Here is a 24647-nt window from a genome sequence, read left to right on the forward strand (position 1 = left end):
CTGCGTCTCTTAGTGCGCTGGGTGCAGCGCATCTTTGAGGTAGATGCAGGTCAGAATGGTGAACACGTAAGCCTGAATACCGGCTACGAGAACTTCGAGACCGTAAACTGCTGCGATAGCCACAACAGACACCGGAGCCACAGCAGCGATCGCAGCAAAGCCTGCGAACACTTTGATCATCGCGTGGCCTGCAGTGATGTTACCTGCAAGACGGATGGAGTGGCTAACGGGACGGACGAAATAAGAGATAACCTCGATGATCGCGATGATCGGGCGCAGCGCGAGCGGTGCGTCTTTCAGCCAGAACATGCCAAGGAAGCCGATGCCGTTCTTCACGAAACCAATCATGGTTACGATGATGAACACGCCAAAGCCGAGAACAGCAGTTACTGCGATGTGAGAGGTCGGCGAGAACGACAGCGGCAGAAGGCCGAGGAAGTTCGCGAAGAAGATGAAGCAGAAGAGCGAGAAGATGTACGGGAAGTACTTCACACCGTCGTGGCCGGTGATGTCTTCAACCATCTTGTAAACGAAGCCGTAGAACAGCTCTGCGATCGACTGACCGCGCGACGGCACGATTGCGCGACCGCGGCTACCGATGACGAACATCGCAACAATCGCCAGAACAGCGAGGGCCATCCACAACGTTGCGTTGGTGATGGTGTACCAGTGAACGGGGCCATCCCCGAACAGCGGAGTTACCTTGAACTGGTCCAGCGGGTGGAAAACAAGGCCTGTGCCTTCGCCATGCGCTTCAGTCGCCACGTCAGTGATCCCCATCTTTGCTGGAAGGTTGCTCCAGCAGTTTCCTCTGTAGTTCCTGAGCAGAGCCGATCACGGTTTTAACACCGGCCGCAAAGCCCAGAAAAATGAATATCACCAGAAACACAGGCATGGTGCCAAAGGCGTAATCCAACCCGTATCCGATGACGAAGCCGATCAGAAGACCAGCTACAAGCTCGGTGACCATCCGCCACGCATGTTGCGCTTGAGAGTAGTCTTTCTTCATATGGTTCGTTTCGGGCGCTTTGGCTTTCACCTCTTTGATCCGGCTTTCCAGCGCCTTTAGGCGGTCAAGATCGTTCGGATCAGTCACACGAAAATCCCCTCAGAAGGTTGGGGATTAGCTATGGCCTTAGGACCAATGAGTCAATAAGCCGTGATGTGACAAATCGTTCGACGTAAAGCATTGTTAATTTATGGAAAAATTTCCAAACCATCCCCTTCATAGAATCTACCCACAGCCCTTTTACCCCCGAAACCACCCATTCTTTATATTCAACCAATCGGTTGACCTTTGGGATTAAGGCGGCTTAATCGGCGGATATGGCAGCTACACTTGATACCGTCTTTATGGCCTTGGCCGACCCCACCCGCCGCGCGATCCTGTCGATGCTGCTGGAGGATGATATGGCAGTAACCGATGTGGCCGAACCGTTTGCCGTGTCGCTTGCCGCGATTTCAAAGCATCTTACCGTTCTGGCTGACGCTGGCCTGATCTCTCAGGAGAAACGCGGACGGGTGAAATGGTGCAAGCTAGAGCCCGACGCCCTGCGTGAAGCGAGCGTTTGGATGCAAGGCTTTGGCCAGATGGACGGCGTTGATCTCGATGCGTTCGAACAGTTCCTCGCCTCTGAGGGCGTCATTCTCGCAGAAGAAGAAGCAGAGCAATAAGCGTCATTGCTACGCCGACCAGCACGATCCCCGGCGGGACGTAGGCATGCCGGATGTATTCCCACGCGATCACCCATGTCGGCACAAGGTATGTGTAGGCCATGACTTTGGACGATGGCAGGCGTTGGGTTGCGAAGAGCAGCAGTAGCGATGACACCGAGGTCGCAAAGACCGCAATGTAGAGGATCGTGATCCAAACAAGGTTCGGAAGGTTTGTCCAATCCGTCACCAACAGATCACGCCAACCATACCCCGTGATCCAGATCGCCGCCGCGACCAATGTGCCGAAAGTGTAAGGAATAACATGCGTGCCACGATTGAGCCTCCGCGCGAGCGGCGTATATAGCGCATGCGCCGCGCAGCCCCAGAAATAGAGAGCCTCGCCGCTGCCGACCTCAAACGCGAGGAATGCACTGAGGTCGCCACGGAAGATCACCCAGACCGCTCCCGCACCGCCAATCGCGAGGGCCAGCGCGATGCGAGGGGACATGACTTGCCGCAGCAGGAAATACCCAAAGCCGCCCGCCATGACAGGCGTCAGCGTGAACACCACCGATAGGTTCACAGGCGACGTGGATTTGAGCGCCATGAACATCAGGACAAAGTAGCACGCATAAAGCCCGCCCAAAATCGCGTAACGCCACGGGGCTTTGAACGTCTGGCGACTTCCCTTTCCTGTCAGCTTCATCACGATACCGAGGATCGCGACGGCGACCCAGAACCGAACGGTGTTTAGCGCGACAGGCGAAATGTCATTGGCAACGGAGGCCCCCAACGAAAAGCTCCCCGCCACTGAGGCAGAGAACACCAACATCGCCAAATGTCCCGCCAGATGGGGGCGGATCAATCGACCCACGATTTTGCCTCTTCCTTGAGGAACTTGAGGAAGGTCTGCACCTTTGGCGTCCGATGCAGATCAACATGCGTGACCAGCCAGAGGCTGGTTGACCATTCTTCGCGCGGCGGCATGACCTGCTGGACACCTGGCATCAAGCCAAATTCGTAGGACGGAAGGAACCCGATCCCTGCCCCCGCCGCGATGGCATCCCGCATCGAGCGGTTGTCCATCGTGCGATAAACGATCTGCGACGACGGCACGTTCGCAAGAAGCCAACGGTGGAACGGCGCTCGGCTATCATTGTCGTCATGGCTAACGAACTCGTGCTTTGCGAGGTCAGCGTCGTTCTCTGGCATCCCCATGCGGTCGATGTAGCTTTGGGCCGCAACCATCGCGACGGTCTGTTTGATAAAGGGCTGGACCACGTTGTCAGGCTGATCAGGTGCCGCGCCCGCACGGATCGCGAGATGCGCCTCACCGTATTCGAGGCGGAACAGACGGTCACCTGTGAGGTAGCGGATCTTTACCTCTGGGTTCTGCTTTTGGAACTTCACCATCACGGGCGTGAGCATGGTCGAGAACGACGCGAGCGATGTAACCGTCAGATCACCCGAAACCCCATCGCCGTGTCCCTTTAATCGCGCACCAAGCTGATGAAATTGGTCATCCGCCGCTTTTGCGACCTTCAACAGGTCCTGCCCAGCCTCGGTCGGAGTGTAACCGCGAGCGTGCCGCTGGAACAATTTCACGCCAAGACGCCCTTCGAGAGCGTCGATGTGACGGATCACTGTCGCGTGGTGAACGCCCAACACTTCGGCCGCGCCGCTGACTGTGCCCAAACGCGCCACCTGATAGGCCGTGCGCACCTCATCCCAATGATCCATCGTGGAAATCCTTAAATCGACCACGTCAATCTAGCCACTGAACCAAAAGGCGCAAGGGCAAGGCGTGCTTGACTCACTGGTTCCACGCGCGTAAACGCAGGCCAAATTCCCCGGAAGCCGAGTCTTCCGGTCCCTTCCCTATTCGGGGGGATCGCCGTCCATCAGCGCGTTGCGCCCATGGGCGCGATTGTGGTTTGAGCGGTCGATGCCTATGTAGCGACCAGATGTTTAACGGGTCGCTGGAGGGCCATGGCATGTTTGAAAATCTATCCGAACGCCTTGGCGGAGTGTTTGACCGTCTGACGAAACAGGGTGCCCTGTCCGCAGACGATGTTAAAACCGCGCTTCGTGAAGTGCGCGTTGCACTCCTCGAGGCTGACGTTTCCCTGCCCGTTGTTCGCAGCTTTGTTAAAGCGGTCGAGGCCAAGGCCACTGGCTCTGCGGTAACGAAATCGATCACTCCGGGTCAGCAGGTCGTTAAGATCGTCCATGACGAACTGATCGCAGTTCTGTCAGGTGGCGCAGAAGCTGACCGCCTGAAAATCGACAACCCGCCTGCCCCGATCCTGATGGTCGGTCTGCAGGGTTCGGGTAAAACCACGACGACCGCTAAACTCGCAAAGCGTTTGAAAGAACGCGAAGGCAAGCGCATCCTCATGGCCTCGCTCGACGTGAACCGTCCTGCGGCTATGGAACAGCTTCAAATCCTCGGCCAGCAGATCGGTGTAGACACACTCCCGATCGTCAAAGGCGAAGATCCCGTCACGATCGCAAAGCGCGCCAAAACTCAGGCGAGCCTCGGTGGCTATGACATTTACATGCTCGACACCGCAGGCCGACTGCACATCGACGAAGAGCTGATCCAACAGGCTGCTGACGTCCGTGATGCCGTGAACCCGCGCGAAACACTCTTGGTCGTGGACGGCCTGACGGGTCAGGACGCGGTGAACGTTGCAACCGAGTTTGACGCGAAGATCGGCGTCACTGGCGTTGTCCTCACCCGTATGGACGGTGACGGTCGCGGCGGTGCTGCGCTGTCGATGCGCGCCATCACGGGTAAACCCATCCGCTTTGTCGGTCTGGGCGAAAAGATGGACGCCATTGAGACCTTCGAGGCGGAACGCGTTGCTGGCCGTATCCTCGGCATGGGTGACATCGTTGCACTGGTCGAAAAGGCCCAAGCAACACTCGAGGTCGAACAAGCCGAACGTATGATGAAGCGCTTCCAGAAGGGCCGCTTCAACATGAACGACCTGAAGATGCAGCTGGACCAGATGCTCAAGATGGGCGGTATGGAAAGCCTGATGGGTATGATGCCCGGCATGGCGAAACACGCTGGCAAGATCAAAGAAGCTGGTTTCGACGACATCATGCTGCGTCGCCAGATCGCGCTGATCAACTCTATGACCAAACTCGAACGCGCTAACCCCGATGTGATGCAAGCCAGCCGTAAAAAGCGGGTTGCTGCGGGCGCTGGCCTCGAGGTGTCGGAACTGAACAAGCTGCTCAAGCAGCAGAAGCAGATGGCCGACGTCATGAAGAAGATGGGCAAAATGGGCAAAGGCGGCGCTCTCAAAGCAGCCGTTAAGCAGATGTTTGGCAAAGGCGGTATGCCTGACATGCCGAACATGGACGACCCCAAAGCAATGGAACAAGCGGCGAAGGCACTGGGCAGCCAGTTGCCGGGTGGCAAACTTCCGGGTCTGGGCGGGCTTGGTGGCCTCGGCGGTTTGCCGGGTGGCCTCTCGGGTCTGGGCATGGGGAAAAAGAAGTAAGCCATGCAAACGCTCGAAACCCAACGTCTTATCCTGCGCGAGCCGAAGGCTTGGGACATGGAGGCCGCATGCGCCTTTTTCATGTCTGATCGCGCAGCAGGCGTGGGTGGACCGCACGATCTGGGCAAGGCATGGCGTGCTTTCGCGGCTGAGATTGGCCATTGGCAAATCCGCGGCTACGGCATGTGGATCGTAACCCGTAAGGGCGAAGACACACCGCTGGGCATGATCGGACCGTGGTTCCCTGCCGATTGGCCAGAAACCGAAATTGGCTGGACCGTTTGGGACCCGTCGATCGAAGGCACAGGCATCGCGACTGAAGCCGCTCGCGCAGCGATTCATCACGCGTGGAACGTTTTAAACTGGGACACCATCGTCAGCTACGTCGGCATCGGGAACACTCGCTCTGCCAACCTCGCGGAAAAGCTGGGCGCTGTGCTGGATGAAACCGCACCACAGCCGAAGCCCGATCAACCCTGCTGGGTCTATCGCCACCCGAAACCGGAGGCCGTTCAATGACACGTGCATGGGAGAACGCCCCTGAAGGGCAAGCAGCCGTTGCAACCGACCGTATTCGCGGCGCCCTGCCCCGTATCATCCTTGATCGTGTGACCCTGCGCGCACCGCGCATCACCGATTTTGAGGACTACGCGAAAATCGTCTGCACCGAGCGCGGCAAATTCGTTGACGGCCCAATGGACCGCGACCAAGCGTGGCTCGATTTTAACCAACTGGTCGCGGGTTGGGTGCTGCGTGGCGCTGGCCTCTGGACCGTAGAGCGTAACAGCGATTTCGTGACCTTGGGCTTTGTCATGCTCGACCATGAATTCGGCGATCCCGAGCCCGAAGTTGGTTTCCTCTTCCTCGAAGAATACGAGGGCGAAGGTTACGCCTATGAAGCCGCCCGCTCTGCCCGCAACAACGCGTTCAACGCGCTGAGCTGGCCGACACTGGTAAGCTACATCCACCCCGACAACACCCGTGCGATCCGTCTGGCTGAAAAGCTGGGCGCGGTGCGTGACGAGGCCGCTGATTTCGGCGGCTGCATCACCTACCGCTATTCGCCCGATATTCCAGCGTAAGAGGACAGAATGACCGACGCCGTTCAAAAAGCAGCAGCGATCCTCAAAGGCCACCGCGAGTCCATCGACCGTTTGGACGCGATCCTCGTCTTTACGCTGGCCGAACGCTTTAAGCACACCCAAGCCGTTGGGAAGCTGAAAGCGGAAAACGAACTTCCTCCGTCTGATCCCGTGCGCGAAGAGGCACAGATCAAACGGTTGACCGACCTTGCGGAACAGGCCGATCTGGATCCTGAGTTCGCCAAGAAATTCCTGAATTTCGTCATTCAGGAAGTGATTCAACACCACAAACAACACCAATCCTGACGGCCCGTCCGTCACCACGCCATTCAAGGAGATCAACCCATGGCTATGAAAATCCGTCTCGCTCGCGGTGGTTCGAAAAAACGCCCTCACTACGCAATCGTTGCTGCTGACTCGCGCATGCCGCGTGACGGTCGCTTCAAAGAGAAACTGGGCACCTACAACCCGCTTCTCGCTAAAGACAGCGAAGACCGCGTAAAACTGAACGTAGAGCGCGTTCAGTTCTGGCTCGCTCAGGGCGCACAGCCGACCGACCGTGTTGCACGTTTCCTCGAAGCTGCTGGCCTCGTTGCGAAAAAAGTCCGCAACAACCCGAACAAAGCTGTTCCGGGTAAAGCTGCTCAAGAGCGCGCTGCTGCTAAGGCTGCAAAAGCTGCCGAAGCTGCTGCACCGGCAGAAGAAGCTGCTGAAGAATAATAAACGTTCTGCTCGGCCTTTCGGGGCCGAGCAGTCCCCCTTGTCTTTGGGGCTATTTTGTCTGACCTTGCCAGCATAACGACGGGCAATGCCGCACAAAGGAGCCATCGCGCATGACTGGGTTCTCACCCAACTTTCAAAGTGACCTCTGGTCACTGATCCGCATGCGCCGCGATGTCCGTCGGTTCAAACCTGACGCCATTGATCCCGAAATCGTTGACCGTTGCCTGCGTAGCTTTTCGCTCGCCCCGTCTGTTGGTCTGTCCGAACCATGGCGGATCGTGATGGTGAACAGCGCAGAGGGGCGCGCCGCCGCGCGTGAGAACTTCCTCGAGGCGAATGCCGATGCGCTGGCGGGTTACAGTGGCGACGATGCCAAGATTTATTCGGGGCTAAAGCTGTCTGGCATGGATTTGTCCCCCGTTCAGATGTCCGTTTGGTGCGACGCAGGCACGACCAAGGGTAAGGGCCTCGGCGCGGGAACGATGCCCGAAATGAAGGCCTATTCCTGCGTTTCCGCCGTCATGCAGTTTTGGCTCATGCTCAAGGCGCATGGGATCGGCATGGGCTGGGTGTCCATCCTCGATCCTGACCGTTTGGCGCGCGACCTTGATGTTCCGGACGGCTGGAAATTGATCGGCTACTTCTGTATCGGCTATCCCGAAGAAGAACATGAAACTCCAGAACTCGAGCGCGCTGGCTGGGAACAACGGCAAGCTCTCCCTGATATGCTGGTAAGGTAAGAGGATCGACATGCCCGAAGATCGCGTTGTCGTAGGTTCTATCGCAGGTGCCTTTGGCGTCCGTGGTGAAGTGCGCCTGAAGTCATATTGCTCTGACCCCGAAGCCATCGCCGACTACACGCCTCTTTATACAAAAGACGGTCGTAGCTTCCCTGTTGTTGTCCTGACGGGCATCACCAACAATGGCCTCACCGCACATATGGACGGGATCGTCACCAAAGAGGACGCAGATGCGCTCAAGGGCACTGAACTCTTCGCATCGCGCGATGTCATGCCCGACCTTCCTGATGACGAATACTATTACAACGACCTGATCGGCCTTTCGGTCTTTGATACGGGCGGCAATGACCTCGGCACCGTGAAAACGGTCGTGAACCACGGCGCAACGGACCTTTTGGAGGTGACCAAGATGGGCTACCGCGACACCGTTCTGTTGCCGTTCACCAAAGCCGCCGTGCCCACCGTCGACATCGCCGCGGGCCGCATCGTCGCTGATCCACCCGAAGGGCTCTTCCCTGATGCCTAAACGTCGGATTTTGCTGCACCCAGGCTTTCACAAGACTGGCACCAGCTCTATCCAGCATTTCTTTTGGACCAACCGCGAAAAGCTGGCGCCGCATGTGCATCTGTTCATGCTCCGCCACCTCAAGCCCGTCACCCAACTGACCCACAGCTATTCGCGCAGCGGCAATCCTCTGACCTTGATCGATCTGGCGGAGCGACTTGATGAGGTCTTTGCCAACACGCCCGACGATACCCGCGATATCTTGATTTCCTGCGAGGCACTCTGTGGCCACCTCCCCGGTTGGCCCAAGGTGAAAACCTATCAGGCCGCGCCCGTTATCCTGACCTATGTCACAGGCTACTTGCGTGATCGTTTTAACGCCGAGGTCGAGATCGTCGTGACCACCCGCGATCCCGAACCATGGCTCTACTCTGCCTACCGTCACCACCTTAAAGGCCAGCGCTTAACGCTCGACCCCGATGCCTTCGCCGCGAAATATGTCAAGGCCGCCGACTTTACCCCGATCATTTCGGCCATCGCGACCCAATGCGGCCCGATGCAAACGCTGCCGTTGGAAACCTCAGCGCTCCATCCGTTCGGCCCCGGTGGTGCGCTCCTCGACCTGTTCGGCATCCCCACCGACGGCTTTACCCCCGTCGGCAAAGGCAACGAAGGGCCGTCCGATACCCTGTGGCGCGAGTTTCTGACACTCAACCGCTCTGACCTTACTGACGCCGCGCTGATCGACGCCAAAGACGCGCTCGCCAAACAGTCGAACTTGGGCGGATGGCGCACGGGGGACGTTCCCAAACCCACCCAATTGCCCTAAGACAGCCGCATGACTGATACACCCGATACCCCCCGCAGCATTGGCCGCAAGGTGATGCGTCCGACCCTGAAACCGACCGACCTGCTGACCGAACAGCCGGAGTGGGTGGGGACGTGGACCGCGCAGATCATCACGCTGATGCCTGATGCTTTTCCGGGGGTGCTCGGCGATAGCCTGACGGGCAAGGCGCTGCGGGAAAACCTCTGGGCACTGCGGACGATCAACCTGCGTGACTACGGGATCGGCAAACACAAGAACGTCGACGACACCCCTGCGGGCGGTGGCGCGGGCATGGTGATCCGCGCCGATGTCCTCGACCCCGCGATCCAAGAAGCGGGCCGCAATGCCCGTGGCCGTATGCCGCTGGTCTACCTGTCACCGCGTGGGAAACGGTTCGATCAGGCGATGGCGCGGGACTGGGCCTCCTACGACGGGATCACCATGATCTGTGGCCGTTTTGAAGGCATCGACCAGCGCGTGATCGACGCCTACAACATCCAAGAAGTCTCGCTCGGCGATTTTGTCCTAACGGGCGGTGAACTCGCCGCTCAAGCCATGCTCGACGCCACTGTGCGCCTGCTGCCTGGTGTGCTGGGGAACGCTGAAAGCGTGGTGGACGAAAGCCACTCCAACGGGCTCTTGGAACACCCTCAATACACCCGCCCCGCCGAATGGCGCGGCCGCGAAATCCCCGAAGTCCTCATGTCCGGCCACCACGCGAATATCGAAGCATGGCGGAAGGAACAGGCCGAGGAGCTTACGAAGGAACGTCGGCCTGATATGTGGGAAAGGTATCGGGGGTAATCAAATTAATTCAAGTATGTAAGTCGCCAGAGAATGTGCTGAATTGACCGCCAACCGAGCATGCCTTGGTTTGATTTCGTAAGTTTTTAATTGTTCGCTCGATCGCCCATGTGCACCACTTTTTTTATTCCTCAGGTGCATCAAGCCATTCACAATGCTGAACATACCCGATGCAATTTGTTTCAAGTCTTTATCGTCGAGTTCTTTTGGTCGTAACCCGATGTCGTCGAACACAGTTTTCGCAAGATCATTCAAATGATCCGAACCAGAGTACTTCGGAATTTTGTGTTCAATGTAGACCTTTAAAGTCGCTTCAAGAGCATTCACTGCATAGTGGCAGGCTGCGGCAGGGTCAGCCTCGACGACTTTCAACGCCCTATCAATTTCGGTTTCAACTTCAACCAAACCTCTAAATCGAACGCGCTCCACGAGTCCGATTGTTGGAGCAGTTTCTGATAGTTTTAAAAGCTTCGAACCCTCGAGTCTTAACGAGCAAGTCGCCAAGAGCTCTCTAATCTTCGATTGGTTTTCTTCCAATTCGGTAGGAGTTTCTTCATCTGTTTCCCCGAAACTGAAATGCGTGACTGGCACAATTGGCAAACTAAAGAAGTCCTCAAGCACCCCACCAAGCACATATAACGGTTCGCTCGATTCCAAATTGATTTTCCGTAGCCACGCCTGAACCTTTTTTGGTTTACTCAAATCAGTCGAAAACTCCGGCGCTCCACAATAGAGGAAAAGATTATCAATCTGTGCGTGGCTATAGTGGCTGGGAAGTATTTCAGACAGTAGTCCAATCAGTCTTGTAGGGATTTTCTCAGACATCAAATGAACTCCACTTAAAATTGTCCACACAAGCCAACACTTCCCCCATCTGAGTTGCAAGTAGAACTTGCCCAACACCCCCCAATCCCCTATACGCGCCCTGTCTAGGGGTCCTTGCGATTCCATAGGCCCGTGTTGCTATTGCTTTGGCGCGTTTTCTTCGGCAGCCACCACGGCTCGCAGCATCGGTGAACAAGTAAAGTCGACCTGAACTCTGGCGGGCGCTACGGCGGACCCGAAAGAAGACCAAGAGCTCTGAGGACGCATTAACTTTGTGGGACCACCACAAGCATCATAGGAGAAGGTCAGATGGATCTGATCGCACAGCTCGAGGCGGAACAAATCGCCTCCCTCGGGAAAACCATTCCCGATTTCAAAGCCGGCGACACCGTTCGCGTAGGCTACAAAGTGACCGAAGGCACCCGCACCCGTGTTCAGATGTACGAAGGCATCTGCATCAGCCGTAAAAACGGCAAGGGCATCGCTGGCTCGTTCACCGTTCGCAAAATTTCCTTCGGCGAAGGCGTAGAGCGCGTATTCCCGCTCTTCTCGACCAACATCGACTCGATCGAAGTTGTACGTCGCGGTAAAGTCCGTCGCTCGAAACTGTACTACCTGCGCGCACGTCGTGGTAAATCCGCACGTATCGCAGAAGTCACCAACTACAAACCGCTCAACAGCGGCGCTGACGCGTAAGGAGACGGATTATGAAAAAAGACATCCATCCCGACTACCACTTCATCGAAGTGAAAATGACCGACGGCACCGTTATCACCATGCGCTCCACTTGGGGCAAAGAGGGCGACACGATGGCACTCGACATCGACCCGACCGTGCACCCTGCATGGACTGGCGGTACTTCGCGTCTGCTCGACCAAGGTGGTCGCGTATCGAAGTTCAAAAACAAATACGCAGGTCTGGGCTTCTAATCCCAAACCATCGGTTTACGGAAACGCCGCGCATTTTGCGCGGCGTTTTTGTTTGGGCGATCGGGTGGCCAGTTAGTGAAACGAAAAACGCGGACCCGAGGGCCCGCGTTTGTCATTTTATCCTGCGGCGCGATTGCCTTGGGGCTTACGGCGACGCTGGCCGCCCCCTGCTAGTTTAGCAAACGACGGACGATCGCCAGCGGGCTTACCGAAGGAACGATCCCCTTTGGGTTTGCCAGCACCACCGCTGCCTTTGTTGCCAAAGCGACGCGGACCACCACGGCCATTGCCAGCAGGTTTGCGTTTCGGCTCGTTGCCAAGGACTTCCCACGGACGGCCAGAGGCCACTGGGATCGTCGTTTTGAGCGTCTTTTCAATGTCGCGCAGATCCGACATTTCGTCAGGTGCACAGAACGCAACAGCGCAACCGTCCGCACCTGCGCGCGCGGTACGGCCAATACGGTGGACGTATTGATCAGGCACGTTCGGCAGCTCGTAGTTATACACGTGACGCACGCCCGGAATGTCGATGCCACGGGCCGCAACGTCAGTTGCCACGAGAACGCGGACCTTGCCCTCTTTGAAGTCTTTGATCGCACGGTCACGCTGACCTTGGGATTTGTTCCCATGGATCGCAGCAACGGCAAAGCCCTTGTTTTCGAGAACGCGCGACAGTTTCTCCATCCCGTGCTTGGTACGGCCAAACACTAGCGCCAGTTCGTCGCGGTGTCCGTCGAGCAGTTCAACCAACAGGTCCGTCTTTGCGGCCTTCGCAACAAAGTGGATGCATTGTTCGATTTTCTCGGCCGCCTGACCCGGAGGGTTCACTTGAACGCGGATCGGGTTGGACAAGTAGCTTTCGGCCAATTCAGCCATCTGCTTCGGCATGGTCGCCGAGAACAGCATGGTCTGACGCTCTTTGGGGATCAGCGTTGCGATTTTGCGCAGCGCGTGAATGAAACCGAGGTCGAGCATCTGGTCAGCCTCGTCCAGCACGAGGAACTGCGTCTCATCAAGGCGCACAGCACCACGGTCGATCAGGTCGAGCAAACGACCGGGGGTCGCGACGAGGATCGAGGTACCTTTCTCGAGACGGCGGCTTTGGCCCGTGATCCCTGCGCCACCGACGACCAGAACGGTCTTGAGGTGCGAGCCAGAAGAAAACGCAGACAAGCTATCCGCAATCTGTTTCGCAAGCTCACGGGTCGGCGCGAGGATCAGCGCACGCGTGGTTTTCGGCGAAGGCTTTTCACCGTTTTTCATCAGCGCATCGAGCATCGGCAGACCGAAAGCAGCGGTTTTACCCGTGCCCGTTTGGGCAAGGCCCATAACGTCGCGACCGTTCATCGCGTGCGGGATCGCCTGCGCTTGGATCGGGGTCGGGTCAGTGATGCCAAGTTCGGCAAGTTTAGTCACAAGGCGGGGGGCGAGCCCCAGCATATCGAAGTCCATAAAAATCCTGTTCCGCGCAGCCCAACGGGCAACGCATTGGTCCGGCCCAGCGCCGGAAACTGCAAGAGTTGCGCGGATCGCTCGCCGTTCGACCGGATGTCGAACTGCCGGATCTACGCGGCCCCTTGCGTGAAAGTGGGAACCTGTAGGTTGACGACGTCTTGCGCACATCTCAGCGCACGTCTCACGCGGACGGGACGGTCATCAGTGGCGGCGTATGGACCCTTAGCCGTTATACGTCAAGGATTAAGTAATTGCGGCATCACAGGCGGCACATCTTTTCCTTGGCGGTTTCGCGCCATATAGTACGGCCAAGTAACAGCACTGGGGATCGGGCGTGGCGCATATTATCGTCGTCGGTAACGAAAAAGGTGGCGCGGGCAAATCGACCGTGTCGATGCATGTGGCAACGGCTTTGGCGCGGATGGGACACCGGATTGGTGTGCTCGACCTCGATATGCGGCAGAAATCGCTGGCGCGGTATCTGGATAACCGTAAGGCATATTCAGACGCCGAAGGTCTGAACCTCGCCATTCCTGTGTACCGCGACCTCCCTGAGGTTGATCAGGCCGACCTGCAGCCCGGTGAAAACGCATTCGACCATCGTCTGTCCGCAGCCGTGGCAGCGCTGGAACCCGAAAGCGATTTCATCCTGATCGACTGCCCTGGTTCGCACACCCGCCTGAGCCAAGTGGCGCATTCGCTTGCTGATACGCTGATCACACCGCTGAACGACAGCTTTGTTGATTTCGACCTTCTCGCCCATATCGACAGCGATGGTGAGAACATCACTGGCCCTTCCGTCTATTCCGAAATGGTGTGGAGCGCGCGTCAGTTGCGTGCCCAAGCAGGCCTCCAGCCGATTGACTGGGTCGTGGTGCGGAACCGTTTGGGCGCACAGGCGATGGTCAACAAACAAAAGATGGAATCCGCGCTGAACAAACTATCGCGTCGGATTGGGTTCCGTGTCGCCCCAGGCTTCAACGAGCGCGTTATCTTCCGCGAATTGTTCCCGCGTGGCCTAACGCTCCTCGACCTTAAGGATGTTGGCGTCACGCAGTTGAACATCTCGAACCTCGCGGCCCGTCAGGAATTGCGCGACCTGATCAAGGCACTGAACCTGCCGGGTGTTACTGCGGACTTCTGATCACTGCCTGATCACGTATCCACGTCTCTGCATGGTCACTTTGCAGGGACGTGTTCTATTCGACCATAAGTCCATGAATTCACGCGGGCTCTCCTTTGACGTGGCCTGCAAACTCGCTAAGCTATCCCAAAGAGGAGCCTCGCGTGATCGACACCCATGACCTGAGCGGTGGACAAACGCCCGTGTCCGATGAGGCATGGGTCGATGTGCTGCGGGCCGTCGATAAAACCTACGCAGAGCTGGTCAGCTACCAGAGCGAGCTAGAGGTTCGGAACGCCGAACTTGATGAAATGCGCGGCTTTATGGCCTAGGTCTTTGCCTCGGTGTCGGACGTTCTGATTGTCGTGAATAGAGACGGGTTGATCGAACAGGCGGCGGGGTCGTTCCAAATGCTCTTGGGCCTCGACCCTGCCAGTGTGCGGGGCCGCCCCTTGGCTGATCTCACTTCAGATGCCGCGCTGCACGAGGCCGTACAATAGGTCGTGCAAAACCGAAAATCCGTTCGGTTTGAGGCTGAACTGCCCACCTCTGCGGGCCCTACCCCGATTGACCTGTCGATCACGCCTCGCATTGGGGAACGCGGCAAAAGCCTTGGCGCGGTGCTGATCGGGCGCCCTGTGGGCGAACTGCGTCAGGCCTATTCCGAACTCGCCGAAAGCCACCGCGCATTGCAAGAGGCCCAAACCCACCTCGTTCGCAACGAAAAGCTGGCGTCGCTGGGTCGGTTGCTCGCGGGGGTGGCACACGAACTCAACAACCCGATTTCGTTTATTTACGCGAATACCCATGCCTTGGAAAAATACGTCGCGCGGTTTGTGACCTATTTCGAACAGGTGCAGGCGGGGGCATCGCGGGCAGAGCTAATTGAGTTGCGCAAGGAACTGCGGCTCGACCGCGAACTGGCGAATATGCGCACCGCGATTGATGGTGCGCGGGACGGGTCCGAACGGGTCCGCGACATTGTTGAGGATCTGCGCAGGCTATCCGCAGACGGCACAGGCGAATTTGCCAATTTCGATTTGGTTGAAACAACACGCGTGGCAACCCATTGGGTCGTGCGCGGGATGAAAACCCCTGCACCGATTGTCACCAATGCGCCCCTGACCCTCTCGGCGAACGGGCGCGTCGGTCACGTGCAACAGGTCATTATGAACCTCGTTCAAAACGCGCTCGATCCTGTTGAAGGCACAGAGGACCCGCACATCCAGATCACCTTGGGCCAAGACGGCGATCACGTCTTTGTTCAAGTCGCGGACTATGGTCCTGGGATCGGGCCCGACATCGCAGGGTCCATCTTTGACCCGTTTTTCACCACCAAACCCGTGGGCAAAGGAACAGGCCTCGACCTGTCGATCTCTCACAAGATCGCAGAGGAACACGGGGGCAGTTGCAACTCTGTCCGTCAGAGAAGGGCGCCTGTTTACGACTGTCACTGAAACGAGGTGGGGAATGAACGTTCTCTGGCTTCAGGCGTCGGGCTGCGGTGGCTGCACGATGTCGCTCCTCTGCGCTGAAAACCCGAATGTGTTCGATCTTTTGGGTGGCGCGGGCATCAAATTTATCTGGCACCCTGCCCTCTCTGTCGCCTCTGGCGATGAGGTGCGCCGCCTCTTGGCACAGATTGAAGCGGAGGAGATCCCGCTCGATATCCTGTGTGTCGAAGGCGCCATCGCACGTGGTCCGCGCAACACTGGGCGGTATCAAATGCTATCGGGCACAGGCCGTAGCATGATGGACTGGGTGCAATCGCTCGCCCCCCTCGCGCGGCATGTGATCGCCGTGGGTAGCTGTGCGGCCTTTGGTGGTGTGACGACCGCAGGCGGGAACCCATCGGATGCGGTTGGATTGCAGCTCGATGGCACCCATGCGGGCGGCATCCTTCTGTCAGGCTTTGTCGGCAAAGGTGGCCTGCCCGTGATCAATATCTCAGGCTGCCCGATGCATCCGGACTGGGTGACTGAGACGTTGTTGATGCTGGCCAATGACGCGCTCACGCCTGCCGACCTCGACAGCTATGCGCGTCCACGGTTCTTTGCCGATCACCTCGTCCACCACGGCTGCACAAAGAACGAATTCTACGAATACAATGCCTCGGCCAAGGAACTCAGCCAGATCGGCTGCATGATGGAGCATTTGGGCTGCATTGGCACCCAAGCCGTCGGTGACTGTAACATCCGCCCATGGAACGGCGCGGGGTCGTGCACACGCGGGGGCTATCCCTGCATCGCCTGCACGGCGCCCGAATTCGAGGAACCCCGCCACAGCTTTACCGAGACGCCAAAGATCGCGGGCATACCCGTTGGCCTCCCGCCGGACATGCCTAAGGCATGGTTCATGGCGCTGGCCTCTCTGTCCAAGGCCGCAACACCAGACAGGATTGGCACCAACGCGAGCCTGCCGAATGACCCTTCGTGACGACAAAGTAACGCTGTCCCACGGTGGTGGTGGCAAGGCCATGCGCGACCTGATCGCAGAGATCTTCACCTCGGTCTTTGAACCCACCAGTCGCGAGGATCAGGCCCGTCTAACCCATGAGGCGCTTCTTGAAACGGGTGCGCAACTGGCCTTTACGACCGACAGTTACGTGGTGACACCCGTCGAATTCCCCGGCGGCGACATCGGTAAAATCGCCGTTTGCGGCACGGTCAACGATCTGGCCGTTGGTGGGGCGAAACCGCTCTGGCTCTCTGCGGCGTTCATCATCGAAGAAGGCACCGAAATCGCCCTCCTCCGCCGTATCGTCGCCAGCATGAAGGCCGAGGCAGACAAGGCAGGCGTAAAGATCGTCACGGGCGACACAAAGGTCGTCGGGCGTGGGTCCGCCGACAAGGTGTTCATCACCACCTCTGGCGTCGGCGTGATCCCTGCGGGCCGTGATCTGCGGGCGGACATGATCCAAGCGGGCGACGTTGCCATCGTGAACGGCGTGCTCGGCGATCATGGGGCGACGATCCTTGCCGCGCGGGGTGATATGATGCTGTCCTCTGACCTGAAATCCGATTGCGCCGCCTTGGGGCACCTGATGGAGGCCACCTGCACTGCCGTGACGCGACACAGGGCGGGATTGCCTCTGCGCTGAACGAAATGGCCGAAGCAGCGGGCTGCACGATTGAGATCGACGAGGCCGCGCTCCCCCTTCGGGCAGAGGTCAAAGGCACCTGCGAAATCCTCGGGCTTGATCCGCTGTATTTGGCGAATGAGGGAACGCTCGTCCTCTTTGTCCCTGCAGAACACGCGGATGCAGCGCTGGCTGCGATGCGATCCGTGGACACAGGTAAGGGCGCAACCATTATCGGTCGGGCCAAAGAGGGTGCGCCGATGGTCACCATGCGCACCCCCTTTGGTGGCAGTCGGATTGTCGATATGCTGGTGGGCGAACAGCTGCCGCGGATTTGTTAACCGCGGCGCAAGAGCCACTTCATCACGATGGGCGCGAAGGCGATCACCAGCGCGATCCGTGCGAGGTGGTGCACCGAGATATACGCCACCTCCGCGTTCATCGACAGCGCGACAAGGCTCATTTCGGTCAATCCACCGGGTGCATAGGCGAGGATCACCTGCTCTGCCGTTTGACCAAACAACCCGTGGAACAGAACCGCAAAGACCAAGGTGACGATCAAAGTCAGCAGCGTCGCACCGAGGCTCAGAACAAGCGACCGCACCACCATCGGTTTTGGCGCCCCGACAAAGCGGCAGCCCAATACGGTGCCCAAGACCACCTGCGCGACGATCACCAAAACGGGCGGCGGTGCGGAATGGGTCAGACCCGCGATATGCACAATCGCTGACAGGATCATCGGCCCGACCAGTTGCGCGGCAGGCAAACGCAGCCAACCACCCAGATAGACCCCTGCCACAGCACAAGCCGTCAAGATCGCAACGTCTACCATACCCAGCGAAACAGGTTCGATGGCAAAGCCGGCAAACTTTAGACCCAGAACCACGCGGAACCAGAAGGCGATCACCGCAATCGTCACCAGAATACGTGCCGCATGAGCGAGGATGATTTTGCGCGGGTCCGCCCCCATCGCCTCACCGATGAGCATCATGTCGTTCACACCACCGGGCATCGCGGCGAAAAACGCGGTGGTCCGGTCGAACTTACCAATGTGTGTGTAGAACGGAACAACGATGGCCGATGCGACAGCAAGGTAGAACCCGAGAAAGGCCAATGACACCGCCCATGCGCGCGCATCAGAAAGGATGCCGCTGTCAAATCCGGACCCTAGCATGACCCCGATCACCGAAATCACGATGGGCCGCAACATCGCAGGTGCCTTGAGCTTTGCACCGCCCATAACTACCGCGAAGGTCGCGATCATCGCGCCGAGCATCCACGGCAGAGGCAGGTGGAAATAGTAGAACAACCCACCCCCGATCCCGCCGATCGTCAACGACAGCGAAATCGGTAAAGCATTGGAAAAGATCGTTTTTGCAGACACGGGAGCGCACGCCAAAAGTTCGGAGAGTCGAAAGGCTTGCACTTTGTATACCTCGGTATACAAAAACGTTCAACGGGTCAGTTTACTCTGCCGTCGCGATCTTTGCCCCATCGAGCGCCAATGGCGAAAGACCTTCGCCGCCAGCATCGATGTGCGATTTCAACTGGCCCCGCATACGCGGCTCCCAAAAATCTTTGATATGCGCGGCAACGCGGTCCGCTTTGTCATCGCCAGGCTGCGAAGAAAAGAAGGTGGCGATCTGGTTCGCCATGTAGACCATTTTTTCAGACTTCATCGGGGATAATCCGTTCAGGATGGGTAAAGACATCAAAGCCATCGCCACGCGCCAGCGCGGCAATGGTCAGGTTGGCGGCATCGGCGATCTCGACCGCTTGTACGGTCGGCGCAGACACGGCGATCAGGATCGGCGCACCCGCGATGACAGTTTTCTGGACCATATCGACCGACACCCGCGAAGTGAGAACAATCGCGCCCGTCGCAGGGTCGATACCGTGCTGCACCAAGGTGCCGATCAGTTTGTCGAGGGCGTTGTGACGGCCCACATCTTCGGTCACGGCAACTATGCCATCGCACCAGAACCCCGCTGCATGAACGGCACGTGTCTGGTCATGCAAGGGCTGGTGCTGGCGGAGGCTTTCGGTCGCTGCGTTGACCTCAGAATATGTTAACGTCTTGTTAATGTTGACAGTTGTCAACTTTCGCATCGCCTGCTCTAGGCTATCGATCCCGCAGAGGCCGCAGCCCACCGGACCGATCATCGACCGACGTCGATCCTCCATCCGTTTGGCGGCTGCATCCGCGATCCACATCCGCACCTCGAACCCTTGGTCATGTTCGATGACTTCTAGGCTCTCGATCTCATCGGCGGTGGTGACGGTGCCTTCGGTCAGGGCAAAGCCGATCCCAAAGGCGTCCAGCGCGTCGGGCGTCGCCATCATAACGGCCTGCGTGGTGCCGTTAAAGACGATGGCCACGGGCACTTCTTCAGGCAAGGCGCGGTGCATGTCCTGCACCCCGCCCCGCCAGCTCTGTCCAGCGATGGATTTCGCCGCGCTCACTCTGCCGCCGGAAGGATACGCCGCGAGGCGGTGGCCTGCGCGTTGTAGTCCTCTTGCCACTCGGACGGACCGTTCGACGGGCTGACCTGAACGGCAGTGACCTTGTATTCAGGGCAGTTGGTCGCCCAGTCACTAAAGTCGGTGGTGATCACGTTCGCCTGCGTATCTGGGTGGTGGAAGGTCGTGTAGACCACACCCGGTGAGACACGATCCGTGATCTGCGCTTTCAGCGTCGTTTCACCAGACCGCGATGCGAGCTTGATGAAATCACCGTCCTTCACGCCGCGAACTTCTGCGTCATGCGGGTGAATTTCCAGAACGTCCTGATCGTGCCAGACAACGTTCGCGGTCCGACGGGTCTGAGCGCCCACGTTATACTGCGACAGGATACGACCTGTGGTCAGCAACAGCGGGAAGCGCGGACCTGTTTTTTCGTCAGTCGCCACATATTCGGTGACGATCAAGCGGCCCTTGCCACGGACAAAGCCATCGACGTGCATCAGAGGCGTGCCATCTGGCGACTTGTCGTTGCACGGCCATTGGATCGAACCGCGTTCTTCGAGCAAATCGTAGGTCACATTCGCAAACGACGGGGTTGTCGCTGCGATTTCTTCCATGATCTGGCTTGGGTGGGTGTAGGTCCAACCTGCGCCCATCGCGTTCGCCAACATCTGGGTCACTTCCCAGTCGGCATAGCCGTTCTTCGGTGCCATCACCTTGCGCACGCGGTTGATGCGGCGTTCAGCGTTGGTAAAGGTGCCCTCTTTTTCCAAGAAGGTAGACCCCGGCAGGAAGACGTGTGCGTAGTTAGCGGTTTCGTTCAGGAACAAGTCATGGACGATCACGCATTCCATCGCAGCAAGGCCAGCGGCGACGTGTTTGGTATCAGGGTCGGACTGAAGGATGTCCTCGCCCTGACAGTAGAGGCCCTTGAACGTGCCATCGACCGCGGCGTCGAGCATGTTGGGAATACGCAGACCCGGTTCAGGATCAATCGCAACGCCCCATGCTTTTTCAAAGATCTCACGCACGTCGGCGTTCTTTACGTGGCGGTAGCCCGGCAGTTCGTGCGGGAACGACCCCATATCGCAGGAACCCTGAACGTTGTTCTGACCACGCAGCGGGTTCACACCAGCGCCGTTGATACCAACGTTCCCTGTCAGCATCGCGAGGTTGGCGATACCGATGACGGTGGTCGAGCCTTGGCTGTGTTCGGTCACGCCGAGGCCGTAGTAGATCGCGGACTTGCCAGCCGTCGCATAGGTGCGGGCCGCAGCACGAACCTCTGCCGCAGGTACGCCTGTCAGCATTTCGACGGCTTCGGGCGAATGGCGCGGATCGCTGACGAACTCTGCATAGGCGAGGTATTCGTCCCAATCGCAACGGGTTTTGACGTAGTCTTCGTCGATCAGACCCTCGGTCACGATGGTATGCGCCAGCGCGGTGACAATTGCCACGTTGGTGCCCGGACGCAGTGGCAGGTGATGGTCGGCCTTGATATGGTTCGATTTCACCATGTCCGTGCGACGCGGGTCGATCACGATCAGCTTTGCACCCTGACGGATGCGCTTTTTCAGGCGCGAGGCGAAAACGGGGTGACCGTCGGTCGGGTTCGCACCAATGATCAGCGCGCAATCGGTTTCTTCGACCGAGTCAAAGTCCTGTGTGCCAGCCGAAGTGCCATAGGTCTGACCCAGACCATAGCCAGTCGGCGAGTGGCAGACGCGGGCGCAGGTGTCGGTGTTGTTGTTGCCGAACACAGCGCGGGTCAGTTTCTGGACGAGGAAGGTCTCTTCGTTCGTGCAGCGCGATGAGGTGATCACGCCGATGGACTTCTGACCGTATTTCTCTTGCAGACCGCGCAGACGGGTCGCCGCAAAGGTCAGCGCCTCGTCCCACGACACTTCGCGCCACGGTTCATCAATCGTGTCACGGATCATCGGGTTGAGAATGCGGTCTTGGTGCGTGGCGTAGCCGTAAGCAAAACGGCCCTTAACACAGGAGTGACCACGGTTCGCTTTGCCGTTCTTATACGGTGTCATGCGGACGAGTTCGTCACCGCGCATCTCTGCCTTGAACGAACAGCCCACGCCGCAATAGGCGCACGTCGTGATAACCGAACGGGTCGGTGTGCCCATCTCGATCACGGATTTTTCCTGCAGGGTCGCGGTCGGGCAAGCCTGAACGCAGGCACCACAGGACACGCAGTCGGACGACAGGAAGGTGTCGTTCAACGCGCCAGCAGACACGCGGCTGTCGAAACCACGGCCTTCGATGGTGAGTGCAAAGGTGCCCTGCACTTCTTCACAGGCACGAACGCAACGCGAGCACACGATACACTTCGACGGATCGTAGGTGAAATACGGGTTGCTGTCGTCTTTGGGCAACCACTGCGGGTTGGCTTCGCCGCTGGTGTTTTTGGCTTTGAAGTGGGTTTCGACCGCTTCATAGCGCACATCACGCAGGCCAACAGCGCCCGCCATATCCTGAAGTTCACAATCGCCGTTCGCGCCACAGGTAAGACAGTCCAGCGGGTGGTCGGAGATATAGAGCTCCATCACGCCTTTGCGGATTTTCTGAACCTTGGACGATTGGGTGTGAACGACCATGCCAGCTGCAACAGGGGTGGTGCAGGATGCGGGCGTGCCACGACGACCTTCGATTTCCACAACGCACAGACGGCACGAGCCGAACGCCTCAACGCTGTCAGTCGCGCAGAGTTTCGGGATGTCGATGCCCGCCAGTGCAGAAGCACGCATAACGCTGGTGCCTTCGGGAACGGTGACTTCGAACCCGTCGACGGTGATGGTGACGGTCTTGTCAGATTTTACAGCAGGGGTGCCGAGATCGCGATCATCGGTCCACGGGATAATAAAGTCCTTCATTCTGCGGCCTCCTTCGCGGTCGAGAATTCTTCAGGGAAATTTTGCAGTGCAGACATGACGGGGAACGGGGTGAACCCGCCGAGCGCGCAGAGCGACCCGTCTTTCATTGTCTCACAAAGATCAGTCAGGATTTCGACGGCCGCGTTATCGCCGGCTGCGATACGGTCGATGGTTTCTACGCCGCGCACCGCACCGATACGGCACGGGGTGCATTTACCGCAGCTCTCAACTGCGCAGAACTCCATCGCGAACCGCGCCATGCCGAGCATATCGGCAGTGTCATCGAACACCACGATACCAGCGTGACCGATCAGGCCGCCCTTCTGGTCGAAGTCCTCATAGCCAAAGGGCGTGTCGAATTTGGACACAGGCATGTAGGCACCGAGCGGGCCACCAACCTGAACGGCTTTGACAGGACGACCAGAGGCGGTGCCGCCACCGATTTTGTTCACGAGATCACCAAGAGGCATACCGAACGCGGTTTCAAACAGACCGCCGAATTTCACGTTGCCTGCGATCTGGATCGGCATGGTGCCTTTGGAACGACCAAGGCCGAAGTCCGCATAGTGCTGCGCACCTTTTTCAAAGATCACGGGAACGGTGGCCAAGGAAATGACGTTGTTCACAACGGTCGGACGGCCCATGAAGCCTTGCAGCGCAGGGAGCGGCGGTTTCGCACGAACGGTGCCGCGTTTGCCCTCAAGGCTGTTGAGGAGCGAGGTTTCTTCGCCACAGACATAAGCTCCAGCACCCACACGGATTTCGATGTCGAACTGGTGGCCAGAGTTCAGCACATTGCCCAGAACGCCCGCATCACGAGCAATCGCACAGGCGGCTTCCATCTGTTCGATGGCGTCAGGGTATTCCGAACGAATGTAGACGAACCCTTTGGTCGCATGGGTCGCGAGTCCCGCGATGATCATGCCTTCGATTAGGGTGAATGGGTCGCCTTCCATGATCATACGGTCGGCAAAGGTGCCGCTGTCGCCTTCATCAGCGTTACAAACGATGTATTTCTTTTCACCTTGCGCCAAACGCACGGTGTCCCATTTGATCCCCGTCGGGAAACCAGCGCCACCGCGACCTCGCAGGCCAGAGGTTTTCACTTCGTCCACCATAGCCTCGGCGGACATAGCGATTGCGCGGCGCAAACCAGTGAGACCACCGTGGGCTTCGTAGTCGGACAGGGACAGCGGGTCGATTTTACCAACGCGGGCAAAGGTCAGGCGGGTTTGCGCGGCAAAGAACGGGATCTGTTCCACATCGCCCAGCGCCTTGTCGCTGTCACCTTCAAAGATCGATTTCACGTCAGCAACGGTCACAGGGCCATAGCCCACGCGACCTTCGGCGGTTTCAACCTCGACCAGCGGTTCGAGCCAGATCATCCCGCGGGAGCCATTGCGGATAATCTGTGCATCGATGCCGCGCTCTTTGATCTCTGCCTCTACTGCTTTGACGATACGTTCAGCGCCGAGAGCTTTGGCGGCTGCGTCACGAGGAATATAGATTTTCATGCGCCGCACTCCGTCAGGATTTCGTCCATACGAGCCGCATCAACGCGACCTTCGAGCTGATCATCGACAAGAACAGCGGGGCCACAGGCGCAGAGGCCGAGGCAGTACACAGGTTCAATCGTGATATTGCCGTTCGGCGTCGTCATGTGCCAATCGCCGCCCAATTTTGCCAAAGCGTGATCGGACAGGGCATTTGCGCCAACCGACTGACAGGCCTCAGCGCGGCAGATTTTCACGACGTGCTTGCCTGCAGGGGCATCGCGGAAATCGTGGTAAAAGCTGACCACGCCATGCACTTCGGCGCGACCGATGTTCAGTTCGGCAGCGATCAGGGGAACGGCAGTTTCAGGGATGAAGCCGAATTCATGCTGCAAATCATGCAGGATCGGCAAAAGCGGGCCTTCGAGGTGAAGATGGCGGGCGATGGTTTCGCCTATAGCCTCTGGCGTGGGCTGGGCTTGTGTCATAGCGGGCTCCGAAAGTTTGCCAGACACTCGTAGAAGTGATCACAGAAAACAAT

At 58.2% G+C, this 24647-nt stretch carries 29 protein-coding genes and 1 pseudogene; 18 read left to right on the forward strand and 12 right to left on the reverse strand.

The window, feature by feature from the left end; translation table 11 throughout:
• Window positions 1-9: 9 nt before the first annotated feature.
• On the reverse strand, window positions 10-780 hold the full coding sequence (locus tag AC1QQ2_RS05340; RefSeq protein ID WP_105235745.1) for a F0F1 ATP synthase subunit A: 771 nt from the start codon (window positions 778-780) through the stop codon (window positions 10-12).
• Window positions 767-1096 (reverse strand): AtpZ/AtpI family protein, encoded by a 330-nt coding sequence (locus tag AC1QQ2_RS05345; RefSeq protein WP_105235746.1) that lies wholly within the window; start codon window positions 1094-1096, stop codon window positions 767-769. Before AC1QQ2_RS05345 ends, AC1QQ2_RS05340 begins: the two co-directional genes overlap by 14 nt.
• A 230-nt stretch (window positions 1097-1326) precedes the next feature.
• Between AC1QQ2_RS05345 and AC1QQ2_RS05350 the strand changes: the two genes are divergently transcribed.
• Complete coding sequence (locus AC1QQ2_RS05350; RefSeq protein ID WP_479712359.1) at window positions 1327-1674, forward strand: ArsR/SmtB family transcription factor; 348 nt, start codon at window positions 1327-1329, stop codon at window positions 1672-1674.
• Here AC1QQ2_RS05350 and AC1QQ2_RS05355 read toward each other — a convergent pair.
• Window positions 1643-2521, reverse strand: a complete 879-nt coding sequence (locus AC1QQ2_RS05355) for a DMT family transporter (protein WP_479712416.1) — start codon at window positions 2519-2521, stop codon at window positions 1643-1645. The genes AC1QQ2_RS05350 and AC1QQ2_RS05355 overlap by 32 nt on opposite strands.
• The gene (locus AC1QQ2_RS05360; RefSeq protein ID WP_479712360.1) at window positions 2518-3396 is read right to left on the reverse strand and encodes a LysR family transcriptional regulator; all 879 of its coding nucleotides are present in this window, start codon (window positions 3394-3396) and stop codon (window positions 2518-2520) included. Before AC1QQ2_RS05360 ends, AC1QQ2_RS05355 begins: the two co-directional genes overlap by 4 nt.
• A 254-nt stretch (window positions 3397-3650) precedes the next feature.
• Between AC1QQ2_RS05360 and ffh the strand changes: the two genes are divergently transcribed.
• From ffh to trmD, 9 genes are all read left to right on the forward strand, one after another.
• Window positions 3651-5171, forward strand: a complete 1521-nt coding sequence (gene ffh, locus AC1QQ2_RS05365; protein ID WP_105235750.1) for a signal recognition particle protein — start codon at window positions 3651-3653, stop codon at window positions 5169-5171.
• Between the two features lie 3 nt (window positions 5172-5174).
• Window positions 5175-5690 (forward strand): GNAT family N-acetyltransferase, encoded by a 516-nt coding sequence (locus tag AC1QQ2_RS05370; RefSeq protein ID WP_479712361.1) that lies wholly within the window; start codon window positions 5175-5177, stop codon window positions 5688-5690.
• Complete coding sequence (locus AC1QQ2_RS05375; RefSeq protein ID WP_479712362.1) at window positions 5687-6253, forward strand: GNAT family N-acetyltransferase; 567 nt, start codon at window positions 5687-5689, stop codon at window positions 6251-6253. The genes AC1QQ2_RS05370 and AC1QQ2_RS05375 overlap by 4 nt, the downstream gene beginning before the upstream one ends.
• Window positions 6254-6262: 9 nt before the next feature.
• A complete protein-coding gene (locus AC1QQ2_RS05380; RefSeq protein ID WP_067550043.1) occupies window positions 6263-6559 on the forward strand; it encodes a chorismate mutase in 297 nt (98 codons plus the stop codon).
• 39 nt (window positions 6560-6598) lie between these two features.
• Complete coding sequence (gene rpsP, locus AC1QQ2_RS05385; RefSeq protein WP_067550045.1) at window positions 6599-6973, forward strand: 30S ribosomal protein S16; 375 nt, start codon at window positions 6599-6601, stop codon at window positions 6971-6973.
• A 113-nt stretch (window positions 6974-7086) separates the two neighbouring features.
• On the forward strand, window positions 7087-7716 hold the full coding sequence (bluB, locus tag AC1QQ2_RS05390; RefSeq protein ID WP_479712363.1) for a 5,6-dimethylbenzimidazole synthase: 630 nt from the start codon (window positions 7087-7089) through the stop codon (window positions 7714-7716).
• Between the two features lie 10 nt (window positions 7717-7726).
• On the forward strand, window positions 7727-8242 hold the full coding sequence (gene rimM / locus AC1QQ2_RS05395) for a ribosome maturation factor RimM (protein ID WP_105235754.1): 516 nt from the start codon (window positions 7727-7729) through the stop codon (window positions 8240-8242).
• The gene (locus AC1QQ2_RS05400; protein WP_479712364.1) at window positions 8235-9050 is read left to right on the forward strand and encodes a hypothetical protein; all 816 of its coding nucleotides are present in this window, start codon (window positions 8235-8237) and stop codon (window positions 9048-9050) included. Before rimM ends, AC1QQ2_RS05400 begins: the two co-directional genes overlap by 8 nt.
• Window positions 9051-9059: 9 nt before the next feature.
• Window positions 9060-9854, forward strand: a complete 795-nt coding sequence (gene trmD, locus AC1QQ2_RS05405; RefSeq protein WP_479712365.1) for a tRNA (guanosine(37)-N1)-methyltransferase TrmD — start codon at window positions 9060-9062, stop codon at window positions 9852-9854.
• Here trmD and AC1QQ2_RS05410 read toward each other — a convergent pair whose 3' ends face one another.
• The gene (locus AC1QQ2_RS05410) at window positions 9855-10679 is read right to left on the reverse strand and encodes an abortive infection family protein (protein ID WP_479712366.1); all 825 of its coding nucleotides are present in this window, start codon (window positions 10677-10679) and stop codon (window positions 9855-9857) included.
• Between the two features lie 309 nt (window positions 10680-10988).
• On the opposite strand from AC1QQ2_RS05410, the gene rplS reads away from it, so the two are divergent.
• Both rplS and rpmE read left to right on the forward strand, forming a co-directional pair.
• Window positions 10989-11375, forward strand: a complete 387-nt coding sequence (gene rplS / locus AC1QQ2_RS05415; protein WP_067550057.1) for a 50S ribosomal protein L19 — start codon at window positions 10989-10991, stop codon at window positions 11373-11375.
• An 11-nt stretch (window positions 11376-11386) separates the two neighbouring features.
• Window positions 11387-11608 (forward strand): 50S ribosomal protein L31, encoded by a 222-nt coding sequence (rpmE, locus tag AC1QQ2_RS05420; protein WP_067550059.1) that lies wholly within the window; start codon window positions 11387-11389, stop codon window positions 11606-11608.
• Window positions 11609-11725: 117 nt separating this feature from the next.
• Here rpmE and AC1QQ2_RS05425 read toward each other — a convergent pair whose 3' ends face one another.
• Window positions 11726-13060, reverse strand: a complete 1335-nt coding sequence (locus tag AC1QQ2_RS05425; protein WP_479712367.1) for a DEAD/DEAH box helicase — start codon at window positions 13058-13060, stop codon at window positions 11726-11728.
• A 337-nt stretch (window positions 13061-13397) separates the two neighbouring features.
• Here AC1QQ2_RS05425 and AC1QQ2_RS05430 point away from each other — a divergent pair, with 337 nt between their 5' ends.
• From AC1QQ2_RS05430 to hypE, 6 genes and pseudogenes are all read left to right on the forward strand, one after another.
• Window positions 13398-14207, forward strand: a complete 810-nt coding sequence (locus AC1QQ2_RS05430) for a division plane positioning ATPase MipZ (RefSeq protein ID WP_105235759.1) — start codon at window positions 13398-13400, stop codon at window positions 14205-14207.
• 143 nt (window positions 14208-14350) lie between these two features.
• Window positions 14351-14518 (forward strand): hypothetical protein, encoded by a 168-nt coding sequence (locus AC1QQ2_RS05435; RefSeq protein ID WP_479712368.1) that lies wholly within the window; start codon window positions 14351-14353, stop codon window positions 14516-14518.
• 12 nt (window positions 14519-14530) lie between these two features.
• The gene (locus tag AC1QQ2_RS05440; protein WP_479712369.1) at window positions 14531-14686 is read left to right on the forward strand and encodes a PAS domain-containing protein; all 156 of its coding nucleotides are present in this window, start codon (window positions 14531-14533) and stop codon (window positions 14684-14686) included.
• Between the two features lie 3 nt (window positions 14687-14689).
• Window positions 14690-15643, forward strand: a complete 954-nt coding sequence (locus AC1QQ2_RS05445; protein ID WP_479712370.1) for a sensor histidine kinase — start codon at window positions 14690-14692, stop codon at window positions 15641-15643.
• Between the two features lie 13 nt (window positions 15644-15656).
• Window positions 15657-16622 carry an NADH-quinone oxidoreductase subunit B family protein gene (locus AC1QQ2_RS05450; protein ID WP_479712371.1) on the forward strand — a complete coding sequence of 322 codons (966 nt, stop codon included), beginning with the start codon at window positions 15657-15659 and terminating at the stop codon, window positions 16620-16622.
• Window positions 16609-17606: pseudogene (gene hypE, locus AC1QQ2_RS05455) on the forward strand (hydrogenase expression/formation protein HypE). Before AC1QQ2_RS05450 ends, hypE begins: the two are co-directional and overlap by 14 nt.
• Here the strand turns inward: hypE and AC1QQ2_RS05460 are convergent.
• The 6 genes from AC1QQ2_RS05460 to AC1QQ2_RS05485 form a co-directional block, all read right to left on the reverse strand.
• Entirely contained in the window at window positions 17603-18649 is a 1047-nt protein-coding gene (locus tag AC1QQ2_RS05460) for an AbrB family transcriptional regulator (RefSeq protein WP_479712372.1), read from the reverse strand. The pseudogene hypE and the gene AC1QQ2_RS05460 sit on opposite strands and share 4 nt — an antisense overlap.
• An 82-nt stretch (window positions 18650-18731) precedes the next feature.
• Window positions 18732-18944, reverse strand: coding sequence for a formate dehydrogenase subunit delta (locus tag AC1QQ2_RS05465; RefSeq protein ID WP_105235777.1), 213 nt, complete (start codon window positions 18942-18944; stop codon window positions 18732-18734).
• Window positions 18934-19728 carry a formate dehydrogenase accessory sulfurtransferase FdhD gene (gene fdhD, locus AC1QQ2_RS05470; RefSeq protein ID WP_479712373.1) on the reverse strand — a complete coding sequence of 265 codons (795 nt, stop codon included), beginning with the start codon at window positions 19726-19728 and terminating at the stop codon, window positions 18934-18936. The genes AC1QQ2_RS05465 and fdhD overlap by 11 nt, the downstream gene beginning before the upstream one ends.
• Window positions 19725-22613 (reverse strand): formate dehydrogenase subunit alpha, encoded by a 2889-nt coding sequence (gene fdhF, locus AC1QQ2_RS05475; protein WP_479712374.1) that lies wholly within the window; start codon window positions 22611-22613, stop codon window positions 19725-19727. Before fdhF ends, fdhD begins: the two co-directional genes overlap by 4 nt.
• Entirely contained in the window at window positions 22610-24127 is a 1518-nt protein-coding gene (locus AC1QQ2_RS05480; RefSeq protein ID WP_479712375.1) for a formate dehydrogenase beta subunit, read from the reverse strand. The genes fdhF and AC1QQ2_RS05480 overlap by 4 nt, the downstream gene beginning before the upstream one ends.
• Entirely contained in the window at window positions 24124-24594 is a 471-nt protein-coding gene (locus AC1QQ2_RS05485; protein WP_479712376.1) for a formate dehydrogenase subunit gamma, read from the reverse strand. The genes AC1QQ2_RS05480 and AC1QQ2_RS05485 overlap by 4 nt, the downstream gene beginning before the upstream one ends.
• Between the last annotated feature and the right edge of the window lie 53 nt (window positions 24595-24647).

This window comes from Aestuarium sp. (assembly GCF_023253315.1).
In the GTDB taxonomy this organism is placed as follows: domain Bacteria; phylum Pseudomonadota; class Alphaproteobacteria; order Rhodobacterales; family Rhodobacteraceae; genus Marivivens; species Marivivens donghaensis.

Coding starts and splice junctions, on each gene's coding strand:
- AC1QQ2_RS05410 (WP_479712366.1), bottom strand. CDS start 10,679: ATGTCTGAGAAAATCCCTACAAGACTGATTGGACTACTGTCTGAAATA.
- AC1QQ2_RS05340 (WP_105235745.1), bottom strand. CDS start 780: ATGGGGATCACTGACGTGGCGACTGAAGCGCATGGCGAAGGCACAGGC.
- AC1QQ2_RS05425 (WP_479712367.1), bottom strand. CDS start 13,060: ATGGACTTCGATATGCTGGGGCTCGCCCCCCGCCTTGTGACTAAACTT.
- AC1QQ2_RS05450 (WP_479712371.1), top strand. CDS start 15,657: ATGAACGTTCTCTGGCTTCAGGCGTCGGGCTGCGGTGGCTGCACGATG.
- AC1QQ2_RS05485 (WP_479712376.1), bottom strand. CDS start 24,594: ATGACACAAGCCCAGCCCACGCCAGAGGCTATAGGCGAAACCATCGCC.
- AC1QQ2_RS05360 (WP_479712360.1), bottom strand. CDS start 3,396: ATGGATCATTGGGATGAGGTGCGCACGGCCTATCAGGTGGCGCGTTTG.
- AC1QQ2_RS05375 (WP_479712362.1), top strand. CDS start 5,687: ATGACACGTGCATGGGAGAACGCCCCTGAAGGGCAAGCAGCCGTTGCA.
- AC1QQ2_RS05465 (WP_105235777.1), bottom strand. CDS start 18,944: ATGAAGTCTGAAAAAATGGTCTACATGGCGAACCAGATCGCCACCTTC.
- ffh (WP_105235750.1), top strand. CDS start 3,651: ATGTTTGAAAATCTATCCGAACGCCTTGGCGGAGTGTTTGACCGTCTG.
- bluB (WP_479712363.1), top strand. CDS start 7,087: ATGACTGGGTTCTCACCCAACTTTCAAAGTGACCTCTGGTCACTGATC.
- AC1QQ2_RS05400 (WP_479712364.1), top strand. CDS start 8,235: ATGCCTAAACGTCGGATTTTGCTGCACCCAGGCTTTCACAAGACTGGC.
- AC1QQ2_RS05380 (WP_067550043.1), top strand. CDS start 6,263: ATGACCGACGCCGTTCAAAAAGCAGCAGCGATCCTCAAAGGCCACCGC.
- AC1QQ2_RS05480 (WP_479712375.1), bottom strand. CDS start 24,127: ATGAAAATCTATATTCCTCGTGACGCAGCCGCCAAAGCTCTCGGCGCT.
- AC1QQ2_RS05370 (WP_479712361.1), top strand. CDS start 5,175: ATGCAAACGCTCGAAACCCAACGTCTTATCCTGCGCGAGCCGAAGGCT.
- rplS (WP_067550057.1), top strand. CDS start 10,989: ATGGATCTGATCGCACAGCTCGAGGCGGAACAAATCGCCTCCCTCGGG.
- trmD (WP_479712365.1), top strand. CDS start 9,060: ATGACTGATACACCCGATACCCCCCGCAGCATTGGCCGCAAGGTGATG.
- fdhF (WP_479712374.1), bottom strand. CDS start 22,613: ATGAAGGACTTTATTATCCCGTGGACCGATGATCGCGATCTCGGCACC.
- rimM (WP_105235754.1), top strand. CDS start 7,727: ATGCCCGAAGATCGCGTTGTCGTAGGTTCTATCGCAGGTGCCTTTGGC.
- AC1QQ2_RS05350 (WP_479712359.1), top strand. CDS start 1,327: ATGGCAGCTACACTTGATACCGTCTTTATGGCCTTGGCCGACCCCACC.
- rpmE (WP_067550059.1), top strand. CDS start 11,387: ATGAAAAAAGACATCCATCCCGACTACCACTTCATCGAAGTGAAAATG.
- rpsP (WP_067550045.1), top strand. CDS start 6,599: ATGGCTATGAAAATCCGTCTCGCTCGCGGTGGTTCGAAAAAACGCCCT.